Consider the following 22,867-nt stretch of genomic DNA (forward strand, 5'->3'; position numbering starts at 1 on the left):
ATTTGGATTACTGAAATGGCTCAAAAAGGTATGATTTTACCCTTTGAGCCAATATTAATCCGAAAAGTGCAAAAAGACCCAGACTTAGGGGTTTGTCCTGTAATTAGCTACGGTTTATCTTCCTATGGCTACGATATTCGCCTTTCCCCATCTGAGTTCCGCATTTTTCGCCACATTCCTGGAACTGTAATTGATCCCAAAAACTTTAATCCTCAGAATCTAGAATCAACGGCTCTACATACGGATGCCAATGGTAGTTACTTTATCTTACCTGCTCACTCTTATGGTTTGGGAGTTGCTCTAGAAAAACTCAAGGTTCCAAATAATATTACGGTGATTTGTATAGGTAAATCAACTTATGCACGTTGTGGCATAATTGCAAATTTAACCCCTGCTGAGGCTGCTTGGCGAGGTCATCTTACTTTAGAATTTTCTAATTCTTCTAGTGCCGACTGTCGCATATATGCTAATGAAGGAGTTGTGCAGTTGCTATTTTTAGAAGGCGAACCCTGTGCTATTAGTTACGAAGCGCGTCAAGGTAAATATCAGGATCAGGCAGAAATAGTGACGCTAGCGCGCGTATAGCTCAAAAATAAACGAGCTTATACATTTGCCGTAATTCCAGTTGAACCAAAACCACCAGTTCCTCTAGATGTCTGACTGAGGTTATCAACTTCTTCAACTTCAACATGGATTACTGGTGTAATAACCATTTGAGCAATTTTCATTCCTTTAGTCACTTTAAAAGGACTTTTGCTATGATTTATTAAAATTACACCTATTTCTCCTCGATAGCCTTCGTCTATCGTACCTGGCGTATTTAAAACTGTAATTTGATTTTTAAGAGCTAGACCACTTCTAGGACGAATTTGAGCTTCGGTGCTTTCGGGTAATTCTATTGAAAGACCAGTACGTATTAATCTACTATCGCCAGCAATAATTTCTACCTCTTCTATGGAAAATAAATCTAGACCAGAATCATTAGAGTGTTCGTATTTGGGAGTTATAGCTAATTCAGTTAATCTTTTTATTTTAAGCTTCATCTTGCTTTAGCCTAAATATTGTCAAGCAAATATTTTAGCTTCTACGGACATCATTTGTAAATTGGCTAATTAATCCAATGAATACTAAAAATATCACTTTATCAAGAACAGAAAATAGTGTATTAAACCAATTATTTTCTGATAGAACCATACGATTGGAGTCTAGATAAAAATACATATATAAACTTGGAACCAAAACTGTTAGTAATAATATATACGTTAATAAATAACTAAACTTATTTAACAAATCCTTCTTGAAGGTTTTGAAATCATCAGATTCTTTAAGTTTTTTCCTTAAGAGTTTTTGATCCTTTCTAAAAGGTGCATCAAGCCAGCGTCTTTCATCTTCACTTACTTGAACTTGATTGAGTATCTCTGGTCTACCTGGATCATTAGTATGTGGGATCGATGATTTAGTTTTAACATAATAAAACATGAGAGATACAAAAGTATCTACTTCTGGATTTAGTTCTATCGACTTGTTACTGTGATTATGAACAGCAATTAAAGAATTGCCTATATAATCAGGATCTAAAGTTGTACCAATATGTCCTAGTCCCTTGGAAACCCAACTAACTTTTGAATGATACGTTCCAGCTATTCTTTTTGAAACCCAAATAGCTTCGTTAGTTTGAATTAGAATTGTAGAATTTGAAGGAATAATAATTTTATTGACAGAGCTATCATAAGCGCTTTTTCCATCCTGAATTCTCCATGCGAGCTTACTGGCTGTTAAATTGTAACTGGCTCCTTTAAGGTTGCTTTCATTAAAAGGATATATTAAAGTAGCTTTTCCTAATTCTCGCTTGATATCTAAGTCACTTAATGTACTCATATCTACGCTAATTTTTATGTAATTTAACTAGCTTGACTTGCAGCTAATTGTAGCTTGTGTTATTTGGCCCACAACCGTAATTTCCTCAAATATTTATCTTTTGCAAAAAATTAAAAATTTCAAATTCAAAGCTTTTTTGGATTTGAAACTTTTAATATTTAAAGGGTTTAAGGTGCTAATCGCGCCTTGCCCAAACGAGATTTTTCATACCATTCTGCGATCGCTGGCACCCAATCTGCAAAATGGGGCCACATCATTTCACATAACTTTTGAATTTCGAGTTGAGCGTCTTTCTTGTTTCTCAAGTCACAAAAATGCAAGAAAGACCTTAAATTAAAACTAACTACAAAATGCTGGCGATAATCAAAAGGCATTTTACCTCTTACGTGTTCCTCAGACATTCCCGCCTCAAAGTCAGCTTTGTATCGCTTGGCTGCTTCAAAACACCACTCTAAATCTGATGCTCTTTGCTCTGGTGAATAATAGTACTTTTTGCCTTGTCTATCACTGTAATAACCAACAGGACGCAGGTAGAAAACATCTTCAATATCTTTCTTACCGTTTACTACATCAATAAATTGGTTACCTGTATACCTAAAAGATTGTACATCAAATGATACAGCTACCCTGTGTGTACGCGCCTGCTGCATGACACTGTGGGGAAAGTATCCACAGTTAAAGCAGATCTGGGGATGCTCTAAAGGCCCGTAATGTCCCCTTTCACCTGCTAAAAGTCGCTTCACAATAATTTCGCCGCTTTGTGACTCCGAGGGCCACGAGTCGCGCTCGTCAAACACGAACCCCTCAGTGTAGTCTTGGTGCATGGCGGCATAAATCACCTGCTGAGGATTGGGTGTTTTGCTAATAACCTCTACGCGGAATCGATGCATGAGCTAGTTAAGGCTTAATTGGTAGCTGGGAGTGCCTACTAATAAGTTGTGCAGCCTGTTCGTTAGACATCTCCATGAGAACGATTCACTATCATATCTCTGCCTTGGGCTAGACTAATTTAGTTTACAAAAATTAATAATCGCGTTACACTTCTTTACATAGTGATTCAAGTCGGTAAAATCTCATGCGTACAAATGCTGCCATCGTTGACGATCAGGGACTAATGAACAACTTTGCGATCGAGCCAAAAGTGTATGTAGATGAGCAAGGCGATCGCACTGGGTTTACAACTTATGCAGAACTCCTCAACGGTCGTTTAGCAATGATTGGTTTTGTGGCTCTCATCGCATTAGAAGTTTTCACAGGTCACGGGATCGTTGGTCTGTTGGCAAATCTGTAAAAGCTAATTTAAATTACTGATTTTAATTTTTTTTAACAAACGCAGAGACGGGATATATCCCGTCTCTAATTTTATGTAAAATCAATGGTATTTTGAAAATAACTGACAGTATCAGCCGTTTTTATGGACACAGTACCAGATAAATTATGGCTTTAACTGCTTCTACAATGTTGCCTCTCGGCACTAATGCTCCAGATTTTCATCTACCAGAAGTAGTATCTGGAGAAAAAATTTCCTTAGCTAATTTTGCCGATAAAAAAGCATTGTTAGTCATGTTTATTTGTCGGCATTGTCCGTTTGTCAAACACGTTCAAAAACAGTTGGCGCTGCTAGGAGATGAGTACTTCAATAGCGATTTGGGAATAGTTGCTATTAGTGCTAATGATGCAAAAAACTACCCAGATGATGCACCAGATTCTTTAAAGGCAATGGCAACAGAATTAGGGTTGAAATTTCCCTTGTGCTACGACGAAACTCAAGAAACTGCCAAGGCTTATACAGCAGCTTGTACCCCTGATTTTTTTGTATTTGATAGCGAACGCAAACTCGTTTATCGGGGACAATTGGATGATAGCCGCCCAAGTAATGGCAAACCTGTAACAGGCGCAGATTTACGTGCAGCTATTGAAGCGGTGTTGACAGATAAACCTGTACCAAATGAGCAAAAGCCAAGTATTGGTTGCAATATTAAGTGGAAAGCTGGAAACGCACCCAGCTATTTTGGTTGATCAAACTCTAGCTTGAAAATTGGGCATGGGGCGTTTATTTTCATGCCGTCGTTGTGAGCTTAAGCCCGTGGTGATCTGTCTTGAAAAGCTGATGTTGAGCTTAACAACTAAACAGTCAGATGCCAGAATAAAAATTCACCCTCGCTATAGTTTCTGAACTAGTGAGGGTGAATATAAATTTGCGATTAGTGTTTGATTTCCAAATTGAGGATGTAGCGTCCCAATTGGACTTTTTCTGCCCACAATTCGTACTCTATGCGCAGATGCTCTGGCAAAGTTTGCCCACTGAGAACCATAGCGGTCGTGAAATTACGCAGTCGGATAGGCTCATTAGGTTGCAATGACTCAGTTGGCAACCAGTAACGGCTTACACCATAAACACCCTGTTCCCAGAAGTGACGATAACTCACTTGAGCGTTACCTTGCATAGTCATGATTACCCGGTAAGGGGAAATCTCCAGCCATAAAATCCTCGGACTGCTGGGTGCATAAGCATTGCTCCTTTTTTGGGGAGGCGTGTCCTCTGGATTGAGGGAACTCACTATTTCGCAACTTATTAAAGGCGGTGCAGTCAACAGTAAATGAAAGCGGTCAGTATCTTTTTGATACAATGTCCCGGCAGTTTCCACAACCGACCAGACTGGCAGGTCAGTGGAAATAAGTGATAAGCACACGGGCTTGCGGTGATGGGTCAGCATGGGAGCGATAAGGGCTAAAAGCTATTGAACAAAAACAAATCAACACCAGGGTCTCTAGCAGGTCAGGGTCAGAAACTAAATCGTGAAACATGCTTAGATATTAACTGAATCTGCTTATTTGGTAAGCCAGATAAATAAAATTGAAAATACTTAGGGTACGAATTTAAAAAGCAAAAACTACGATTTTTATCCGGAAAGCTAATTTCAAAGTAAATTTAGTGAATATATTGTAAATAATCTTCAGATTACGAAATTAATATAGCTGGAGTATTTGGTGAAACACAAGCGGAACAATTTTCGTAGCTTTTAGAAGTGTAAGAAGCTAACAAATGAACATCAAATTTACTTAGATTGCTAAGAGAAAGCTGACTCCTTCAATAGGTAAAAGTATCAATTTTGGTAGATTTGATTAAGTTTTACAGAACAAAAGACGATAGGATACTAGGGAGGAAGTCAACAGCCGCGGCACACGCAATCGCTTATGTACTTCCGGTGTCTTCAAAAGCCAGTGTATCCTAATGTCGGCTGCTGTTATAACCGTAGAAACGCAAAAAGACCTTTCAGATAATTTAATTATCCAGCGACCTCCTTTTGGGCTATCCTTGCAAGGTCGTATCCGGGTTCCAGGTGATAAGTCTATCTCTCATCGTGCTCTGATGTTGGGTGCTATAGCCCAAGGTGAAACTGAGATTCAAGGGCTTCTCTTAGGAGAAGACCCCCGCAGCACTGCTAGTTGTTTTCAAGCAATGGGCGCGGAAATTTCTGAACTCAACACAGATTTAGTCCGAGTTAAAGGTATTGGGCTGGGGAATTTACAAGAGCCAGTGGATGTATTAAATGCTGGAAATTCTGGCACTACACTGCGTCTGATGTTGGGACTGTTGGCATCGCATCCAGGGCGCTTTTTTACAGTAACAGGCGATAGTTCCTTGCGATCGCGTCCCATGTCCCGTGTAGTTAAACCTTTGCTGCAAATGGGGGCACAAATTTGGGGACGCAAAGGTAATTCTTTAGCACCCCTAGCAATTCAAGGTCAAGCCCTCAAACCAATTCACTATTATTCCCCCATCGCCTCTGCGCAAGTGAAATCTTGCATTTTACTTGCTGGTCTAACAACTGAGGGACAAACCACCGTTACCGAACCCGCCCTTTCCCGTGACCACAGTGAAAGGATGTTACGGGCGTTTGGTGCAGAACTCAGTGTTGACCCAGAAAGTAACAGTGTGACAATTACCGGGCCATCTCAATTGTCTGGGCAAAAGGTAATAGTCCCAGGCGATATTAGTTCAGCAGCTTTTTGGTTAGTAGCTGGCGCAATTGTTCCTGGTTCAGAATTAGTAGTAGAAAATGTGGGCGTTAATCCCACCCGCACCGGGATATTAGAAGCTTTAGCATTGATGGGAGCTGATATCGAACTGGAAAATCAGCGAGAAGTTGCGGGTGAACCGGTAGCTGATATCAGGGTGCGTTCCAGTAGTTTAAAAAGCTGTACGCTCGCCGGTGATATCATACCGAGAATGATTGATGAAATTCCGATTTTGGCAGTAGCAGCAGTATTTGCTCAAGGAACGACAATTATTCGGGATGCAGCAGAGTTAAGAGTTAAAGAAAGCGATCGCATTACTGTTATGGCGCAGCAACTCAATAAAATGGGAGCAAAGGTCAGCGAATTACCCGATGGGATGGAAATTACAGGCGGTACTTCCTTAGTTGGTAGTGATGTAGATAGTTATACAGATCATCGCATTGCTATGAGTTTAGCGATCGCGGCGCTGGTCGCCACTGGAACCACTACGATTCACCGTGCAGAAGCAGCAGCGATTTCCTACCCTGGATTCTTTAATACTCTGACAGCGATTATTAACTAGTAGTCGGTTCAATGACTCATAACTTTGCCAAATTCATTCCCAAATGTTATGGGAATGAATTTTTATATAGACTGGCGATTAGAACTCCGAGATCTAAACCCTAATTTGTTTTTTATAATAAGTTTTATTTAGTTGTTTTTGCGTGAATATAGATATTTTCTATGGCATGAATCTAAAAAAATAAAAAATTATTTACAAAGCTCTTACTGTCACTATCAATAACTTTGCTGAAGTATTTAACAAATAGTAACAATCATTTACTTGATGTTGTATTGGTTAGGAGTTAATATTCTGCAATTATTACAACTTACATGAGAGTCATGCCTGTATGATATTGACTACAATCAATCTAAATCCAAAGCAAGTTAAACTACTTGTGTAAATTCGAGATTTTGCATTGGAGAAAATACAATTATGGGCTGGTTACAAAGACTTTTTGGCATGGAGAAACCAGAAGATGCTCAAGTTAACCCTGAGCCAAGTTTAGTTGCAGAGGACACTGGTGAAGAATCCATTGCTCCTGAAAGAATAGGACTGAATGGAGAATATGACCAAAGTGGTTTAGCAAAAAGAGTTGCCCTTGCTTTTGATGAAGATGGTAGTTTCGATGATATTGATAGCCTTTATGTTGCTCAGACAGGAGGTACAGTAGTTTTAAAAGGATCAGTACCTTCTCAAGATATTTTAGATCAAATGGTCGAGACTGCTAGGGGAGTTAGTGGTGCTACTGATGTTCAAACCGACCAAGTTACAGTTGGCTAGAACAATTTTTTAATTAATGGGTGATTAGCTTACACAGGCTAATCAATTGTCAATTGCAATGGCATTTTTCAAAGCCATTTTGTTAGACAGCACTTACACAATAGTGCTGTCTAGAGCTTTCATGAATATATCCTTAATTATTCTTTGTAGTAGACATTCAATGAACACTCAAATTAAATTACGTCAATTTGGTATTGGGCTGACATTATTAAGTATTTTAATGTTAGTTAGTTGTGGTAAAAAACCTGAAGAATCTGCTAGCAATAATGCTGGAAACTCAACTGCTGTTTCTCAAGTTAAGCCTACTGCTAAAAGTGGAACTAATGCTGCGATTCCAGCAGCAGCACAAAAGTTAGGGGTTAAGCCACAAGGTGAAACTACTTGTCCAAGCAATGCACCTATTAAAGGGAAAGTTACTCAAAAGCGAGGTAATATATACCACACTGCTAAGTTGCCTGATTATGCAAAAGTGAAACCAGATATCTGCTTTAAAGATACAGCAACAGCAGAAAAAGCTGGTTTTACAGCACCTAAGTAAGTAGGCTAGTACCGCTGCGCGGAAGTCAAAAGTCATAAGAATTGGATTCCAGGCTTTTGCGTTGTTTGAAATACTAATTTTCTTTCCGCTGTGATGTACGAGTTACTTACTTTCGATAATTAATAGTATCAATTTTCGGTTTTGGCTTCCAGAGACGTTGTATACAACGTCTCTATTATTTATGCACGTATTTTTGTCTTCGCCAAATCTTGAATCCTTTGGTTGATATAGTGTGAGATTTTGTCTCTTCAGGAAACAAAGCTTATTAGCACAAGAGATCAGTTTTTTTTTGAAGATAACAAGGTAGTAACTCACCACTAAAATACATCTGGGAAAACCCGTAGGCTAATTGTTAAATATAAACGTTAATATATAGGTTATCTTTAAGAGCTTTGGTAAAATATGACACTTACGATAGTGCGGCTATAGGGAGAAAGACTGTCTCTATAAGCTCTAATGATTTTACCCTTTAGATATAAAAAATTTACTTATGCAACTACGTCTAATTACTGCAACCCTCCTGCTGACATTAGCTTCCCCATTGCTATCCTTTCATACTTCAACACAAATTCTTGCCCAAGCGCCAACACCTACAGCAGAAGAAAAAATTACAGAGGCGATTACCCTGAATAATAACGGTGAAGGACTGGTATATAAAGATTTAGTCGGTTTAGGTGACTTGCAAGCAGGGTTAGAAATGTTTCAGCAGGCGTTGACGATTTTCAAAAAATACAATGCTAAAGCTGGAGAAGCTAACAGTCTTACCAATATTGGCTATGTTTATTTGCGTAAGGGAGAATATGCCAAGGCACTGGACTTTTTGCAACAGTCTTTAAGTATTCGTAAACAAACACGGGATCGCCAAAATGAATGGGTACCTCTTTCCTATATAGGAGAAGTTTATACAAATTTAGGTCAGTATCCAAAAGCACTAGAAGCTTATCAATCAACCTTAACTATTCTCAAAGATCTGCAAGCTGCTAACCCTAAAGATTCTAGTTATTCTACTAGTCAAAAAAGTCTGCTTACTGATACTGGGGCAGTATACTTTAGGATGGGTCAATATCAAAAAGCATTGGAACTTTATCAACAAAGTTTAGCAATCTCCAAAGCCAACAGCGATCGCATTGGTAGTGCTGAGACTCTGAATAACATTGGAGTTGTTTATATTAATTTGGGAAATTACACTCAGGCGCTAGATTCCTATCAACAAGCTTTAAACCCTATCCAAGACTTCTGCTATAAGGAAAAATCAACTTGCTTTTATGGTACAGAAGCAGCTATTTTAAATAATCTTGCAGGTGCTTACTTTAGCTTAGGGCAATATCAAAAATCTTTAGAACTTGCAGAAAAATCTTCAAATATTTACAAAAAATTCCGTACTGGTGAGTACAAGGGGACAAATAAACAGGATATAAAGTTACTTTACGATGCACTAGGACAAAATCCCCAAGCTTTGCAACAAGTTACCAGTCGTGCCAATGTTGGTGATGCTTTTGGTAAAGATTCTTTTCAGTTTCAAGGTGAAGCACTAAACCTTAATAACATCGCGCAAATTTACCTTAGTCAAGGTAAGTCTGAACAAGCGCTAAAGTTATATCAACAGGCTTTAGGTATTTACCAAGAAAATAAATATCAAGAAGGTATTGCTTTTACTCTTAATAATATTGGGCGTGTTTACGCTAATACAAGCAAGTATCAGCAAGCGATAGAGTCTAACCAGCAAGCTTTGGTTAATTATAAAGCAGTGGGCGATCGCACTGGTGAAGGTGTAACTCTAAGCAATCTCGGACAGATTTACCAAAAACAAAATCAGTCTGAAAAAGCTTTGGGATTGTATCAGCAAGCTTTAGCAATACATCGCGAAGTTAGCGACAAAGTTAGTGAAACCGCAACACTAAAATATTTAGGAGATGTGCTATCGCAACAAAATCAACCACAACTAGCGATCGCATTCTACAAACAATCAGTCAATCTCACAGAAACTATCCGCAAAAGTTTGCGAGTTGTCCCTACAGATATCCAACAATCCTACACCGAAACTGTTTCTGAAAGATATCGCAGATTAGCTGATTTATTACTCAAGCAAAACCGTTCAGCAGAAGCACAACAAGTTCTAGATTTATTGAAAATACAGGAAGTTCAAGACTTTATTGGTAATAGTCGTGGCAGTATTCAAAAAGTTGCCAATACTCCGACAAAAGTAGTTAATACTCAAAGAGGAATAGCTAATAGCGATTCTCAACCACAACAAAACTTACCTCTTAAACCACAAGAACAAGAAATTTCGCAAAAATATAGTGTCATTCAAGATAAAGTAATTGTTTTAGGCAAAGAACTCACAAGTCTGCGGAAAATCAATCCCAAGGAACGTACATCTACTCAAGAAAAACGGATTGCCGAACTGGTAAAACTTGAACAGGATATTACTGGTGAGTTTAACAAATTTATCAAAAGTCCCTCTGTTGTAGCGTTGGTTCAGCAATTATCTGCAACTTCAGGACAAGAAAATCTCAGTTTACGCCAACTAAATTCTCTGCGGGATAATTTACGACAGTTAAATCAAAAAGCAGTACTACTTTATCCCTTGGTTTTAGAAGATAGATTAGAGTTAGTTATCGTCACAGCAGACGCACCACCCATACATCGCACAGTACCAGTTACCAAGGAAGAGTTAAATAAGACAATTCTTGAGTATCGGCAAACAATCCAAGTGCCTCATAAAAATATTAAAGAGCCAGCACTTAAATTGTATAACTGGCTAATTAAACCCATAGAAAATGAGCTAAAACAAGCTGATGCCAAATCGATTATTTATGCTCCAGATGGACAATTAAGATATGTTCCTTTAGCAGGTTTATATGATGGTAAAGAGTGGCTAGTACAAAGATTTATCGTTAATAACATTACATCTGCTAGCCTCACCAAATTCAACAACAAACCAGAAAAAGATAATAAAGTTTTAGCGGCTGCTTTTACAAAAGGTGATTATACAATCAAACTTGCCAATCGCTCAGAAGTTTTTAGTGGCTTGCAGTTCGCTAAACAGGAAGTAGAAAACTTAGCCAAGACAATTCCAGGGACTAAGATACTGTTAGATAATGTTTTTAGCACTTCAGGTACAGTTCCCCAAATGAATGATTTCAAAATTGTTCATTTGGCAACTCATGGACTGCTAGTAAAAGGTAATCCCGAAGATTCCTTTATTCTATTTGGTGATGGCGAACGTGTAACTCTACGAGATATAGAAAATTGGTCTTTACCAAATGTAGATTTAGTAGTTTTGAGTGCTTGCCAAACAGGCTTGGGAGATACATTAGGTAATGGGCAAGAAATTCTTGGTTTAGGATACCAGATTCAACTAACAGGAGCTAAGGCATCTATAGCTTCATTATGGTCTGTATCTGATGGCGGAACACAGGCTTTAATGAATGTATTTTATAAAGTATTGCGATCGGGGAATCTAACAAAAGCTGAAGCCTTACAAAAAGCTCAAATTGCTTTAATTTCAGGTAATTATTTGGGCTACGCTAAAACTCCACAGATAGCAAGCAAGCAAAATAAAGGTAATAGTATGTTAAGTGCTGCTTCTGAAAATCAATTTAGTCATCCCTTTTATTGGGCACCCTTTATTTTGATTGGTAATGGTCTGTAATATCAGTTAACAGTAGGGTGGGCAATGCCCACCTTAACTAGAGAAGAAGATGTATTCTGAAACACAATTGCTAAATAAATTCACATTTCCAAGTGCAAACGTGTATACATATTTTACGCAAACTATCCTAGATAATTATGAACAAACGTATCAAAAAGCAGTTATCAACTACCTTGCTAAAGGAGCAGATCAAAATTTTTTCTGGTGTTTTTTAAACGCTGCTTTTTTTTGGTGCTAGGATCTACGACTATAAATATTCAAAGAAAAGTCCTATAGCTGTGAAACAAAAGCCAAAACCAAGGATCGCTTTGCTTCGAGAAAAGGCAGGGCTAACCCAGCTTGAGTTGTCACGTCTTGTTGGCGTGACTGAAAGCACTATCCAGAACTGGGAAAGTGGCAGAACTGGGACAGACCATATAGAAAGAATCATTAGGTTTTGTAAAGCTCTTAATTGCCAAGTGGAAGACCTAATTGAGTATATGAGTGAGTCACCAGAAGCTACTGGAGCACAACCAAGTTCATTAAGTGAAATACATCATCTTTTAGGAACTGAAGAATCTGCCACTGCTACTAGTACTGACGCGGAAGTAACTTCAACGCGACATGTTAAAAGCAGCTGAAATATATCTTCAGCTAACTTTGCTGTAGCAAGAAATTTCAAGCTGAGTTAGTTACGAGGTGCGGCAATTTGCTCTATCTCACTCTTTCACTTTGTAATGAAGATGAGAGGTTTCTGTAATTGCAAGTTAATTGAGCTGATTAATTTTGGCTTGCTGCCAGAGAGTATCAACGCTCACAAATTGATAGCCTTTTTGTAGCAATTGTGGAATTAAGATTTCTATTGTTGCCGCAACATCTTGACCGCCATAAGCACCATCATGTAAAACAATAATTGAACCGTTTTGTACCTGATTGAGAACGCGTTGCACTACGGTGGTGGCTCCTGGTCTAGACCAATCTACAGGCACGACACTCCACATCACTGGACGATAATTCCACTGAAGAAATAGTTTTAGAGTTTGGGGTGTAAATAATCCGTTGGGTGGTCGGACATCTCTTACTTGCTCAGGTAGGAGATTGCAAGCACTATAAATTGCAGCTTGGGTTTTTTCCAAACTTTCTCGAAGTTGTATCGGGGAAAGTAGAGGAAAAGAACGATGGTCGTAACCATGCAATCCAATCCAGTGTCCGCGATCGCATACCGACTTAGCTACATCTGGTGAACGATTTACACAAGCACCCAACCAAAAAAAACTAGCTTTAATTTGATAACGGTCTAAAACTGCCAATACTTCTGGTGTGTATTGGGGATGGGGACCATCATCAAAGGTGAGTGCGATCGCTTTTGAATTGCGATCGCCACTCCAAAGACAGTTAGGAAAACTTGGTTGGAGAAAACGATAGAGAATTGGCAAGAGGGGAGCAAGTTGCATTTTGATTATATTTGCTACTTTTACTCGCTTGTGATGGAAGCATTGCACAAGTTCAACAAAGCTTTTTTGCCAGATGCGGATCGACAGACAAAGGAAATTCTCCACTAAGTCTGGTTTTAATCCTGCTGATTGCAAAATACTCGTGTTGAAACAGCACTAGCTTCCTACCATGCATTCAGAAATAACATCTGAGATTACAGGTTGCAAAGTGCGGAGTACTCGCCACTTGGTCAAGGTGTGTATTAATTTAAAGCTAATTTCTCTATCAACTGAGTTACGGTTCCTGAATGTAGATGGGCTTGGTAAATAATTTGGACTTGATCTAAAGTTAGAAGCCCTTAATCTGAACCGATAACCTCAATGAGATACTTGAAATAAAAGGAACTAGAAGCAGTAAACGTAGCTTTTGAAGAAGCGGTGATGCGATCAATACAGGTACTCAGGTTTTTTCACATTCGGAACATCAGGGTGGGATTTGACTATGAATACACAACTTACGGATGGAATACTGAGCAAATGCTGATGTATTAAGTGTGTTGATTGCGATCGCTCTACTAAAAAGTTTGTGTAAAGGATGTTAAGCAAAACACTCCATAAGTCTGTAATTTAACTCCCCTGAAACATGAACAATGCTGCTAAAGTTGTTAAACAGCAGAACGAACATTTCCGTAATATTCCATTAACTCTCTGCGCCCACTACCGCGATGCGGCGTAGGTTTTTCAGGTTGATTGGGCTTTGGTTTAGGTCTGGCGGAGAGTAACTCTTCTGAAGCTGAGGAGGCCAGCAACAGATGAGATACGCGATTGACCATCGCTTGATAGTCAAAAATTAAGGTAGCCATTACCAGACTTGAGGCTAAAAGTGAAACTACAGCACGCATAGCAGATGTTTATTTTAGAACTCACTTATTCACTGCTACTTAGTTTTTATTACTGCATCCGGACAATTCCCTAAAAAGTATTGTTTTTTACAGAATAAAAATAAACACCTTAAACATCGATATGTTCTACTAGTAACCAATTACCAGCAGTATTCAAGCGACCCCAAACTGTGAGCAATTGCTGATGGTTACAAGCTTGTAGTTGTAAATCGATATGCGATCGCAAGGTCACAAGCTGGCAAGCCTTTTGTTTATGAACTCTTGGTGAAATTATAGTGAATCTGTAATCCTGCTGAGTCTGTCGATGAAAAGTGCCTTTAAAATAGATCTGGTTCCGTATTAATACTTGATTTTCTATATGGTGATAATACTGAGACGATGATAAAGTTGGGCAATTGCCGTTGTCAGGATAGGCTTCTGGATTATTTAAGTAATATGTTTGCCACTGTAACCACTGAGAATCACAAGGCATCAAATTAAACAATGGTACAAGTGCCGCAGGTGCGCGATCGTCTTTCAGTAAAGCTGTTTGCAGTGCTTTTATTGGTAAATCTCTCGGTTGACAATTCACCTCAACGCACATAGCCGCTGCCATTCCGGCGGCTTGTCCAATGCCCATCACTACAGGTTGCAATCTGGTTGCCCCATTGGCAATATGAGAAACAGAAATATTCTTTTCACAAACTAAAAAGCCGTCTGTTGTTGCGGGAATTAGACTACTGAAGGGAATTGTGAAGGGAGTGCCAGTCCAGCGTCCTCCCCAGCGAATAGATTTAGGTTGGAGTGGAAAGTTGAAACCAGGGTAATGGTGATCGTTGGCATAGTTAGCGATCGCAATTGCATCTATATTTAATGATGCAACCTGACCCCCTGCCACAGGCAAAATATCCTGTTCTCGGACAGTTGTAATTCCCACTAAGCGCCGACTTTCCCGGTAGTAGGGATGCAATGCAAAAGCTGTAGCGGAATGAGGAAAAACTTGCGTAGCCAAACCGTAGCGCCGACCACACTGCTTCTGAATAAAATGAGCGAAATTTTGGCTATGCCAGCGAGATTCTTGAATAAACTCATCTCTGCTTGCCTTTGACTCTAACAGCCGCCCTAATCCTTCGCCGTAGTCATTACCACAGATAGGCCAATTCATCATCAATAGACCCCCAGGTAAGCGCCCGTAATTCAAAAATTGCTCTGCGCCATAGCCATCCCAAGCACCTGCAAACAGAGATGGATCATAGTTAGGGGCAGGAGGAATTTCTGGAGCTACATCTGCGCCATAATCTTGCATTAGCACCACCCCAGTCGGCGCTTGTACGGGATATTTTTCTGTGAGATGATTGGCACTTTCTGGTGCACTAGGTTCTCCCCATTGCGATCGCCATTCCCAACCCCAACGATAAGGAATCTCAGCTAAAGCCAATAAATCGCCTAATTCTGTAGCATCGAGAGTAATCTTAGCTCTGACAATAAAATCACTAAACCGAACGCCAGTTACACAAGTTCCCTGTCGAGAAACTTCTAATGGAATTTCTCCATCAATCCAATGCAGATTTGGTAACTCCTTTACCCAATCCGCAAAAATCTGTGCTCCAATACGCGGATCGAAACTAAAAAAGCTTACCCAGCTATGATCCAAACCTCCTGGTTGACGGTGCTGCAATTCTCGTAAAAACTCACCCCATAAACCCGTGTGAAAAGCTTCTAATTCATTCCCATCAGGGACAGATACCCCAGCCGAGGTTAACATTCCCCCCAACCAAGAAAACTCACTCACCAGAATAGTTTTCGCCCCTCGCCGCGCCGCTTGAATCGCCGCCGCCGTACCACCAACTCCGCCACCCACAACTAAGACATCAGCTTGATATGTCTGATTCACCATCTATTAACTCTCACTAGAATTGCGACATATTTTTACCAGTTGGGTGGACATTAGACAAGAGAATTTTTTATTTCGGATATTTCGTTTATGTAGTATGTAATATATAAGGGTAGCGTCTTGTCCTCAGACATCGCCCACCAAAAATATTATGTTCCAGCGAAACCGACCCCTAGATTTAGTCATACCTTCAGAGCAGGAAACCAAGTCCATCAAAGAATTAGAACGCATATTAAAAGTTGCAGGTTCTCAACCAAAACTAGTAGGAGCCAATGGAGAACAAATCCCCATTCCGGAATCTGTGTATCAAGCCCTATGTAAAGTTGTCCATACAATGGCGTTAGGTCAGGCTGTAGCTGTATTCCCCGAAAAGCGGGAACTGACGACACAACAAGCCGCTAATTTTCTCAACGTGTCACGCCCCTATTTAATTAAGTTGTTAGAACAGGGAGAAATTCCTTATATTCAAGTGGGTTCCCATCGCAGAGTCAATTTCGACGATTTAAAGAAGTATAAACAGCAGAGAGATGCAAAGCGTAAGCAAGGACTCAAAGAATTAACTCAGTTTCTTGAAGAAGAAGGGTTGTATGCTCAAGAGACTGGTGAATTAAATCAGTAATTATGGCTTCTTTATCTGTAATTTTGGACTCCTGCTTCAAGTCCTGCATCAGCAATCTGAGGATCTCAACAACCCACCGTTAACTGTTGCAGAATTGGTTGATAACTTAGAGCAAAATAATAAGGTAGTAAAATTTGCTGCGAAAATTCGCCATCATTTAAAGACTCAATCTCAAACCTGATAGCTTAAAGTTGACGACTAATGTTACATCTAATAACGTTGAGAGGTGAAAAATCAACGTGAAAGCACAGGTATTTAGAGGCGTCAATCAACTTTCCTACGAAGAGATTCCAGTACCGGCTCTGGAACCGGATGAAGTGCTGGTACAGGTACGGGTAGTGGGGTTGTGTCAATCAGATATTAAAAAAATTCGTTATCCCCTTTACGAACCGCCACGCATTTTTGGACATGAAACGGCGGGAACGATCGCATCTGTGGGTTCTGAGGTCAAAGGTTGGCAAGTGGGACAAAGGGTGGCGGTAATGCATCACATACCCTGTATGCGTTGCGCCTACTGCCTCAATGAAAATTATTCTATGTGTGATGTCTATAAAAACATCTCCACCACAGCCGGATTTAACGCCAGTGGCGGCGGTTTTGCCGAATATGTCAAAGTACCGGGTCATATTGTGCAAAATGGCGGGTTAATTCCGATTCCTGATGAGATAAGTTTTGAAGAAGCAAGTTTTGTAGAACCGACTAACTGCTGCTTAAAGGCAGTAAAAAAAGCTCAAATTGCACCCGGACAAACTGTGTTGGTAACTGGTGCTGGGCCAATTGGCTTAATGTTCATCATGTTGGTGAAATATTTCGGAGCCAGAGCGATCGCTACCGATTTACTACCCTCTAGAATTGAAAAAGCTTTAAATGTGGGTGCAGAAGCCGCTTTTGACGCTCGTGACCCCGATTTACCAGCAAAAATCCATGCTATTACTGATGGGTTGGGTGTTGATGTTACCTTACTGGCTGTTCCTAGCGAGAAAGCTTTCTTTCAAGCTTTGGACTGTACTCGTAAAGGTGGCAAAATTCTCTTTTTCGCGGAGTTCCCCGACGAAGTATCAATTCCCATCAACCCGAATCTCCTTTACCGCCGAGAAATTGACTTGATGGGCAGTTATAGTTCATCCTACCGCCTACAAAATCTCTCAGCCGATATTGTATTTAATCGCCGCATTGATGTAGAGGCATTAATTAGCGATCGCTATCCCTTACAAGATTTATCAAAAGCTGTGGAGCAAGCGATCGCTCCGACAGCAGAAACCTACAAAATTTTAATTTATCCCTAAATAACTGGTCATTAGTCATTTGTCATTTGTCAACAGTCAGACATTTCTTCCCCCTGCTCCCCTGCTTTTTCTCCCTTGTCCCCCATTTCCCTAAAATGTCCATCACTCTCGCAATCGTCGCCCTACTAGCTTTCTACGTCGCCTTTAACCTCGGTGCTAACGATGTTGCTAACGCAATGGGAACTTCTGTTGGTTCCAAAGCTGTGACTTTGAAACAGGCGTTAATTATTGCTGGGGTGTTAGAGTTTGCTGGTGCGGTATTGTTTGGGCATGAGGTAACGGAAACTCTGGCGACGAAAGTTGCCAACCCCGCCTTATTTGCTGCTACACCGCAAATCTTAGTTATGGGGATGGTGACGGTGTTACTAGCCTCTGGAGTTTGGCTGCAAATTGCCACTTCACGGGGTTTGCCTGTATCCTCTTCTCATGCAGTTGTGGGTGCGATCGCCGGATTTAGTTGGGTAGCTTTGGGAGTCGGTGCAATTGATTGGTCATCCATTGGCTTGATTACTATTGGCTGGATTTTAACGCCCTTAATTAGTGGTGCGATCGCCGCTTTATTCTACAGTCAAATCAAGCGCTGGATTTTAGACCAACCCAATCAATTGGTGCAGTTAAACGAGTGGCTTCCCTGGTTGAGTGCGTTACTTCTGGGGATATTTGGAGTGATTGTCCTGCCATCGCTGACTCAACCTCTGACAAATTTTTTAATTGACCAAGTTGGGTTAAATATACCTACTTACGATATTCCCCTATTCACAGGTGCAGTAGCAGCAGTTGGGCTGACTTTCTATAACTGGCAACAATTAGATAACAGTAAAATTCAAAATCCAAGTTGTGCTGAAAGCGCACCAAACGTGCAACCCAAAATTCAAAATCCGACTGAGCGCTTATTTGGTCGCTTTCAACTGCTGAGTGCTTGCTTTGTAGCCTTTGCTCATGGTTCTAATGATGTGGGGAATGCGATCGCTCCTTTAGCTGCGATCGTATACATTAATCGAACTGGTAGCGTACCCATAGATGGCATTACTATCCCCATATGGATTTTAGTCCTTGGCGGTGTCGGTATTGTGGGTGGTTTAGCCATCTGGGGTAAAAAAGTGATTGCCACCATTGGCGAAAATATTATTTCCTTGCAACCTAGTAGTGGATTCTGTGCCGAACTCGCAACTGCCACAACTATCTTACTTGCCTCCCGTCTAGGTTTACCTGTATCCACCTCCCATGCTCTTGTTGGTGGTGTGGTTGGCATTGGACTGGTGCAAAATATTAAGTCAATTCAATTCCAAACTCTTAAGGGGATCGCGGCTGCATGGCTAATTACAGTCCCCATCAGTGCAATCCTTAGTGCTGCTATCTTTAGCATTGCCAAGATTTTTTTTCTGTAAAGATTACGCCTGAATCTTGATTAATTATTTATATTTTTCTAGCTTTTCCCTTGATCTGCATCCGCAACTTATATAGGCGAATTTAATCAGGCTAAAGCCAAAATGTTCTTTTGCACAATGGCTGCTAATTCACTAGAATATTTTCCAGAGGTTAGCAATATTCTTAAATTGCGCAAACCAATAATTTAATCCCGATTACAGATATAAACTGTCGCTTAAGTTACATTCAACAGTAATTAGTAAATAAGTCTAAGAATTGAGACAACCTGGTGGTAGCAAAGTATTCATTCACAAGTCTTTAACAATTACTATCTGTACAAAAAGAATACGTATGGATTTGGGGTAAGATTTTTTCTCCCGAAAAAATCCTGCTAAAAACATAGATGATTGAAATAAGACTGACAGAATGTTTACCTATGATTCTGAACGAAACCCAGTTTACTAAGTAATAAGCTAAATTAGATGCTTTGCCAACTCTGTGTTCAGCATGACAGAATTACGTTGATATGCGTAAGTCCTGTTAAAATTTTTGGTTTATCTGACGAACTCTAGGAAATTAGTATGAACGCCAAGCAGTTATACGGGAAGCAGCTTTATCGTCAAGGTGTTAGAGGTTAAAAGCTAATGGGGCGATTTGAGAAGCAACCAGACAACCCGCGAGTTAGAGGCGATTTATCCAGGGCAGCAGAAAATGCCCTCTGGGCGGTTGTTGAGGATTTAGAAAATCTTCAGCAGCACGTACTGAGGTCGTTGCAGGAAGAAGTAAAGCGGCTTCAGACGGAAAAAAATCGTTTAAGTGATGATATTCAAAAACTGCTTGATGAAAAAGAACAGTTACAACAGGCGCGCCAAATCACTGAGCAGCAGGTCTTAATCCGTCAGTTAGCAGAAGCTTTGGCAAAGCATATATCTTCGCAACTACAATCCTCGCTGACGACTTTAGCTAACCAAGCGATAGAGAGCAACGCCTACGAAAAAACAACATTAGGGTCAAAAGCGGAGAACAACGAGAATGTAGAGCAGCTGCTTGGCTCCTTAGATGATACTCTCACCATCACCTTTAACTCACTGCAACAAGAGCTGAAGAACTATCAAAGCAATCTTTCCCAACAGTTGTCGCGGATGCACAATCAACAACAGCAAGGGGAAGTGATCGTAGCGGAGTTAATTAATCGTTTGCAAGGTCTGGAAAAAACAATTGCAGAAACTCCACTAAAAGCTGCACAAGTATCACCACCTACTGTGTTGCAATTACCTGAACAGCCAGAAGTAAAATCGCCACGCACTGTTTTGCAACCACCGCAAGAGCAACAGAACATTTCTTGGGATTCCCCGCAGTCAGAACAGAGAAGCAGCCAAGCTAACGAACCACTTACATTTTCACAGAGTCAAGCTAACTTACAGTCAGAGGCTCCAAAAGCAACACTTCTGTCAGAAAGTGAAAATATCACCGAACCAAGTTTTGTCATTTCTCAAGATTTGGCGGAGAGTGAAACTACACCGGAGCCTACTTTACCTTCAACGGAAGTAACATATCCACCATTCAGGAGAAATGACCCTGAGCCAAGTTCTGTCATTTCCCCAGACTTGTCAGAGAGCGAAACTGGAATAGAGCCTATTCCATTACCAGAAGCCACACCCCCACCAGTCAGGAACAATCCTGATGAGCCAATTTCTATCCTTTCGGGAAGCGAAACTACACCGGAACCAGCTTTACCATCGCGCAAACACGGAGTAGCTCCGCCATCACTAAGTTTACCTAGCTCATCAAGCTTATCCTCTATTCAGATAGGTTTCTTGCTGATTGTGTTGTCAGCGGTGGTGTCATCGCTTTACAACGTAGCTATTAAGGTGATTTTCCATCAAGGTTCTGAGATTCTAGGAGTAGTTGAAGTAGAGCGTTTGCTTGTGCCAACTTTAGGCAATACGCTATTAATTTTGATGCTGCGATTGCTGGTGGTTGTACCACTGATGTTGCTTTTAGCTCCAATGATGCATCCACGAGTCTGGGAAGACTTACAAACACTATTTAGCTCAGTACGCGGCGGTTTTACTCCTAGTAATACCAAGACACGAAAGATTTTGCAGTTGTCGATCGCTAGCGGATGCTTTTTATTTTTATCGCAAGTGCTGATCTACATTGCTATTAGCCAAGTTACAACTGGGATGGCGATCGCACTTTTCTTTATCTATCCAGTCATTAGTGGACTATTGTCTTGGTTTTTATTCCGCGATCGCCCTAGCGTCTTCCGCACAGCAGCCATTGGTGGGGTTTTCTGCGGCGAGTTACTGATTTTGGGTGGTGCTAGTAGTATTTCTCTCGGTAATGTTCCCCTAGGTAGTAGCACAGCAATTTTGTCAGGAGTGGCTTTTGCTGTCTACGTTGTCCTCACACGGATATGTGCTAGCAAACTGCATCCGGTATCTTTTACTTTGATTAACTTCGCTACCATGTTGCTGTTGAGCTTTATCGGTTTGATGATACCTTTACCTGGCGAGTTAGGCTTAGTACTAGAACCTTCTAAGTTGTTGGAAATTATTTTAAGTGCTTTTATTTTGGGCGTACTGACTTTGTTAGGTTACGTATTCAATAATGTTGGGATTCGCAAACTAGGTGCACCACGTTCAGCAATTATTGGTGCAAGTGTCCCATTCTTAACTGTGATTTTTGCTGGGTTGCTGATTCAAGAAAACTTAGAGTTTGTGCAAATTTTGGGAGTGCTGTTAGTAACTTTTGGAGCAGCAGCTTTTAGCTTTGAAAAAGTGCGAAATCAGCTTAATTCTTCTAATTCAGCAAATTAGATTTTCAGTAGTAGCCAGCTTAAATTCTAAGAGTGAAAAGTCAAAAAAGAGATAGCAAATTCTTTATTTTAACTTTTCACTTCTTACTAATATATAAATCCGGTTTGATTTCTAAACAAATAACTTACTCTTCTACCTACCTCTACGAATAATACGTTTCACTTTAAGGTTAATACAAATAGACAGCAGGTGGAAAAAATTAAAGACAAATCATTTGTAATAGGCATTTCGTGAATTGGTATAAGTTCACAAATCAAATATAGAAATCAATTTTGATATTTGAAAAAATTCCGTACACTTAAAGCTTAATTGTAGGGTAGGCAATGCCCACCAGAACTCGGATATGGTGAGCATTGCCCAACACCACTTACTACCCTGTAGGAAGCCGCCGAAAGGGTTCTCCGACTTGAGGCGACTGGGTTTATCGCTCTTCCGTCACTTTGGGGAGAGAAAATAAATGTAGGTTGGGGAGCCACTCACGTGGGCGGGTTTCCCGACTTGAGTGAAGTGGCGTTTGAACGCAGTGAAACCCAACTAGATCAAGGTTTAAGGATGTTGGGTTTCGTTCCTCAACCCAACCTACGCCTAAATTTATAAAAGTCCGGCATAATCAGGGTTGTAGATTTTTATCTCGCGAGAGTGATTAAAGAGCGTTATTCTGAACTCTGGACTTTAGACTTTTTACAGCCTTAACGAAAGAATGTGCTATTTAAATGCGTCACAGCTTACAAAGGAGAATAGTTTTTAACGAATAGCAAAGTCACAAATATCAACAAAACTTAATTTTACTTTTTGTACAAAAAAATTAAATATCAAGCACAAATATCTTAAAAATACATTACTTTATCCCAATTCAGCACAAACAAATGTTATTATTTAATAATATACCAAAAACTTAACAAAATAGTTTTAATCGCACTGTTCAGCTTTATTTAGATATCTATAATTTGGCATCAATGAAAAATCAGTCGGCAGATAAAAGCAACCAAGTTGTTGGTGTAGCCATTGGGAGTCTAAATGTCTCACTTTTATCAATGGTTAAGTTTGAGTTCGCAGTCTAAAACTCAAATTTTTATCGCTGAGTGCTGAGATCGGTTTTTCTCTTTAACACATTACCAGGTAGATTTTAGTATTAGCTAATTATATTCACCCTATAGTTTTTTAATT

At 40.0% G+C, this 22,867-nt stretch carries 19 protein-coding genes; 12 read left to right on the forward strand and 7 right to left on the reverse strand.

The features are described from left to right. The first annotated feature begins 15 nt into the window (after window positions 1-15). Window positions 16-585 carry a dCTP deaminase gene (gene dcd, locus BV375_RS10925; protein WP_243713910.1) on the forward strand — a complete coding sequence of 190 codons (570 nt, stop codon included), beginning with the start codon at window positions 16-18 and terminating at the stop codon, window positions 583-585. A gap of 17 nt (window positions 586-602) precedes the next feature. Here the strand turns inward: dcd and dut are convergent, their stop codons facing one another. The 3 genes from dut to thyX all read right to left on the reverse strand — a co-directional run bounded on the left by dut (window position 603) and on the right by thyX (window position 2,768). After that, a complete protein-coding gene (dut, locus tag BV375_RS10930) occupies window positions 603-1,043 on the reverse strand; it encodes a dUTP diphosphatase (protein ID WP_086760266.1) in 441 nt (146 codons plus the stop codon). Between the two features lie 34 nt (window positions 1,044-1,077). Next, window positions 1,078-1,878: a deoxycytidine triphosphate deaminase gene (locus BV375_RS10935; protein WP_086760268.1), complete on the reverse strand. Its 801-nt coding sequence runs from the start codon at window positions 1,876-1,878 to the stop codon at window positions 1,078-1,080. Between the two features lie 167 nt (window positions 1,879-2,045). After that, window positions 2,046-2,768: an FAD-dependent thymidylate synthase gene (thyX, locus tag BV375_RS10940; protein ID WP_086760270.1), complete on the reverse strand. Its 723-nt coding sequence runs from the start codon at window positions 2,766-2,768 to the stop codon at window positions 2,046-2,048. 185 nt (window positions 2,769-2,953) lie between these two features. On the opposite strand from thyX, the gene BV375_RS10945 reads away from it, so the two are divergent. Beyond that, window positions 2,954-3,169, forward strand: a complete 216-nt coding sequence (locus BV375_RS10945; protein WP_086692185.1) for a chlorophyll a/b-binding protein — start codon at window positions 2,954-2,956, stop codon at window positions 3,167-3,169. 146 nt (window positions 3,170-3,315) lie between these two features. Continuing rightward, window positions 3,316-3,897 (forward strand): thioredoxin family protein, encoded by a 582-nt coding sequence (locus BV375_RS10950; RefSeq protein ID WP_086760272.1) that lies wholly within the window; start codon window positions 3,316-3,318, stop codon window positions 3,895-3,897. A 185-nt stretch (window positions 3,898-4,082) separates the two neighbouring features. Here the strand turns inward: BV375_RS10950 and BV375_RS10955 are convergent, their stop codons facing one another. Then, the gene (locus BV375_RS10955) at window positions 4,083-4,595 is read right to left on the reverse strand and encodes a hypothetical protein (protein ID WP_086692180.1); all 513 of its coding nucleotides are present in this window, start codon (window positions 4,593-4,595) and stop codon (window positions 4,083-4,085) included. 518 nt (window positions 4,596-5,113) lie between these two features. On the opposite strand from BV375_RS10955, the gene aroA reads away from it, so the two are divergent. The 5 genes from aroA (at window position 5,114) to BV375_RS10985 (ending at window position 12,038) form a co-directional block, all read left to right on the forward strand. After that, window positions 5,114-6,463: a 3-phosphoshikimate 1-carboxyvinyltransferase gene (aroA, locus tag BV375_RS10960; protein ID WP_086760274.1), complete on the forward strand. Its 1,350-nt coding sequence runs from the start codon at window positions 5,114-5,116 to the stop codon at window positions 6,461-6,463. A gap of 414 nt (window positions 6,464-6,877) precedes the next feature. After that, window positions 6,878-7,225, forward strand: a complete 348-nt coding sequence (locus BV375_RS10965) for a BON domain-containing protein (protein ID WP_086760276.1) — start codon at window positions 6,878-6,880, stop codon at window positions 7,223-7,225. Window positions 7,226-7,385: 160 nt separating this feature from the next. Next, window positions 7,386-7,763: a hypothetical protein gene (locus BV375_RS10970; protein WP_086692169.1), complete on the forward strand. Its 378-nt coding sequence runs from the start codon at window positions 7,386-7,388 to the stop codon at window positions 7,761-7,763. A 490-nt stretch (window positions 7,764-8,253) separates the two neighbouring features. Next, entirely contained in the window at window positions 8,254-11,418 is a 3,165-nt protein-coding gene (locus BV375_RS10975; protein ID WP_086760278.1) for a tetratricopeptide repeat protein, read from the forward strand. A gap of 278 nt (window positions 11,419-11,696) precedes the next feature. Beyond that, entirely contained in the window at window positions 11,697-12,038 is a 342-nt protein-coding gene (locus BV375_RS10985) for a helix-turn-helix transcriptional regulator (protein WP_086760282.1), read from the forward strand. A 126-nt stretch (window positions 12,039-12,164) separates the two neighbouring features. On the opposite strand, the gene BV375_RS10990 is transcribed toward BV375_RS10985, so the two are convergent. The 3 genes from BV375_RS10990 to BV375_RS11000 form a co-directional block, all read right to left on the reverse strand. Beyond that, window positions 12,165-12,851: a polysaccharide deacetylase family protein gene (locus BV375_RS10990; protein WP_086760338.1), complete on the reverse strand. Its 687-nt coding sequence runs from the start codon at window positions 12,849-12,851 to the stop codon at window positions 12,165-12,167. Between the two features lie 644 nt (window positions 12,852-13,495). Continuing rightward, window positions 13,496-13,732 carry a hypothetical protein gene (locus BV375_RS10995; RefSeq protein ID WP_086760284.1) on the reverse strand — a complete coding sequence of 79 codons (237 nt, stop codon included), beginning with the start codon at window positions 13,730-13,732 and terminating at the stop codon, window positions 13,496-13,498. Between the two features lie 109 nt (window positions 13,733-13,841). After that, window positions 13,842-15,608, reverse strand: coding sequence for an FAD-dependent oxidoreductase (locus tag BV375_RS11000; RefSeq protein WP_086760286.1), 1,767 nt, complete (start codon window positions 15,606-15,608; stop codon window positions 13,842-13,844). Window positions 15,609-15,756: 148 nt separating this feature from the next. Between BV375_RS11000 and BV375_RS11005 the strand changes: the two genes are divergently transcribed. From BV375_RS11005 to BV375_RS11020, 4 genes are all read left to right on the forward strand, one after another. Then, entirely contained in the window at window positions 15,757-16,224 is a 468-nt protein-coding gene (locus tag BV375_RS11005) for a helix-turn-helix domain-containing protein (RefSeq protein ID WP_086760288.1), read from the forward strand. Window positions 16,225-16,463: 239 nt separating this feature from the next. Further along, window positions 16,464-17,510 carry a zinc-dependent dehydrogenase gene (locus BV375_RS11010; RefSeq protein WP_086760290.1) on the forward strand — a complete coding sequence of 349 codons (1,047 nt, stop codon included), beginning with the start codon at window positions 16,464-16,466 and terminating at the stop codon, window positions 17,508-17,510. A 95-nt stretch (window positions 17,511-17,605) separates the two neighbouring features. After that, complete coding sequence (locus BV375_RS11015; RefSeq protein WP_086760292.1) at window positions 17,606-18,898, forward strand: inorganic phosphate transporter; 1,293 nt, start codon at window positions 17,606-17,608, stop codon at window positions 18,896-18,898. A gap of 624 nt (window positions 18,899-19,522) precedes the next feature. Beyond that, on the forward strand, window positions 19,523-21,700 hold the full coding sequence (locus tag BV375_RS11020) for an EamA family transporter (protein WP_086760294.1): 2,178 nt from the start codon (window positions 19,523-19,525) through the stop codon (window positions 21,698-21,700). Window positions 21,701-22,867 lie beyond the last annotated feature (1,167 nt).

The organism is Nostoc sp. 106C (genome assembly GCF_002154725.1).
Taxonomy (GTDB): domain Bacteria; phylum Cyanobacteriota; class Cyanobacteriia; order Cyanobacteriales; family Nostocaceae; genus Aulosira.

Coding starts and splice junctions, on each gene's coding strand:
- dcd (WP_243713910.1), top strand. CDS start 16: ATGGCTCAAAAAGGTATGATTTTACCCTTTGAGCCAATATTAATCCGA.
- dut (WP_086760266.1), bottom strand. CDS start 1,043: ATGAAGCTTAAAATAAAAAGATTAACTGAATTAGCTATAACTCCCAAA.
- BV375_RS10935 (WP_086760268.1), bottom strand. CDS start 1,878: ATGAGTACATTAAGTGACTTAGATATCAAGCGAGAATTAGGAAAAGCT.
- thyX (WP_086760270.1), bottom strand. CDS start 2,768: ATGCATCGATTCCGCGTAGAGGTTATTAGCAAAACACCCAATCCTCAG.
- BV375_RS10945 (WP_086692185.1), top strand. CDS start 2,954: ATGCGTACAAATGCTGCCATCGTTGACGATCAGGGACTAATGAACAAC.
- BV375_RS10950 (WP_086760272.1), top strand. CDS start 3,316: ATGGCTTTAACTGCTTCTACAATGTTGCCTCTCGGCACTAATGCTCCA.
- BV375_RS10955 (WP_086692180.1), bottom strand. CDS start 4,595: ATGCTGACCCATCACCGCAAGCCCGTGTGCTTATCACTTATTTCCACT.
- aroA (WP_086760274.1), top strand. CDS start 5,114: ATGTCGGCTGCTGTTATAACCGTAGAAACGCAAAAAGACCTTTCAGAT.
- BV375_RS10965 (WP_086760276.1), top strand. CDS start 6,878: ATGGGCTGGTTACAAAGACTTTTTGGCATGGAGAAACCAGAAGATGCT.
- BV375_RS10970 (WP_086692169.1), top strand. CDS start 7,386: ATGAACACTCAAATTAAATTACGTCAATTTGGTATTGGGCTGACATTA.
- BV375_RS10975 (WP_086760278.1), top strand. CDS start 8,254: ATGCAACTACGTCTAATTACTGCAACCCTCCTGCTGACATTAGCTTCC.
- BV375_RS10990 (WP_086760338.1), bottom strand. CDS start 12,851: ATGCAACTTGCTCCCCTCTTGCCAATTCTCTATCGTTTTCTCCAACCA.
- BV375_RS10995 (WP_086760284.1), bottom strand. CDS start 13,732: ATGCGTGCTGTAGTTTCACTTTTAGCCTCAAGTCTGGTAATGGCTACC.
- BV375_RS11000 (WP_086760286.1), bottom strand. CDS start 15,608: ATGGTGAATCAGACATATCAAGCTGATGTCTTAGTTGTGGGTGGCGGA.
- BV375_RS11005 (WP_086760288.1), top strand. CDS start 15,757: ATGTTCCAGCGAAACCGACCCCTAGATTTAGTCATACCTTCAGAGCAG.
- BV375_RS11015 (WP_086760292.1), top strand. CDS start 17,606: ATGTCCATCACTCTCGCAATCGTCGCCCTACTAGCTTTCTACGTCGCC.
- BV375_RS11020 (WP_086760294.1), top strand. CDS start 19,523: ATGGGGCGATTTGAGAAGCAACCAGACAACCCGCGAGTTAGAGGCGAT.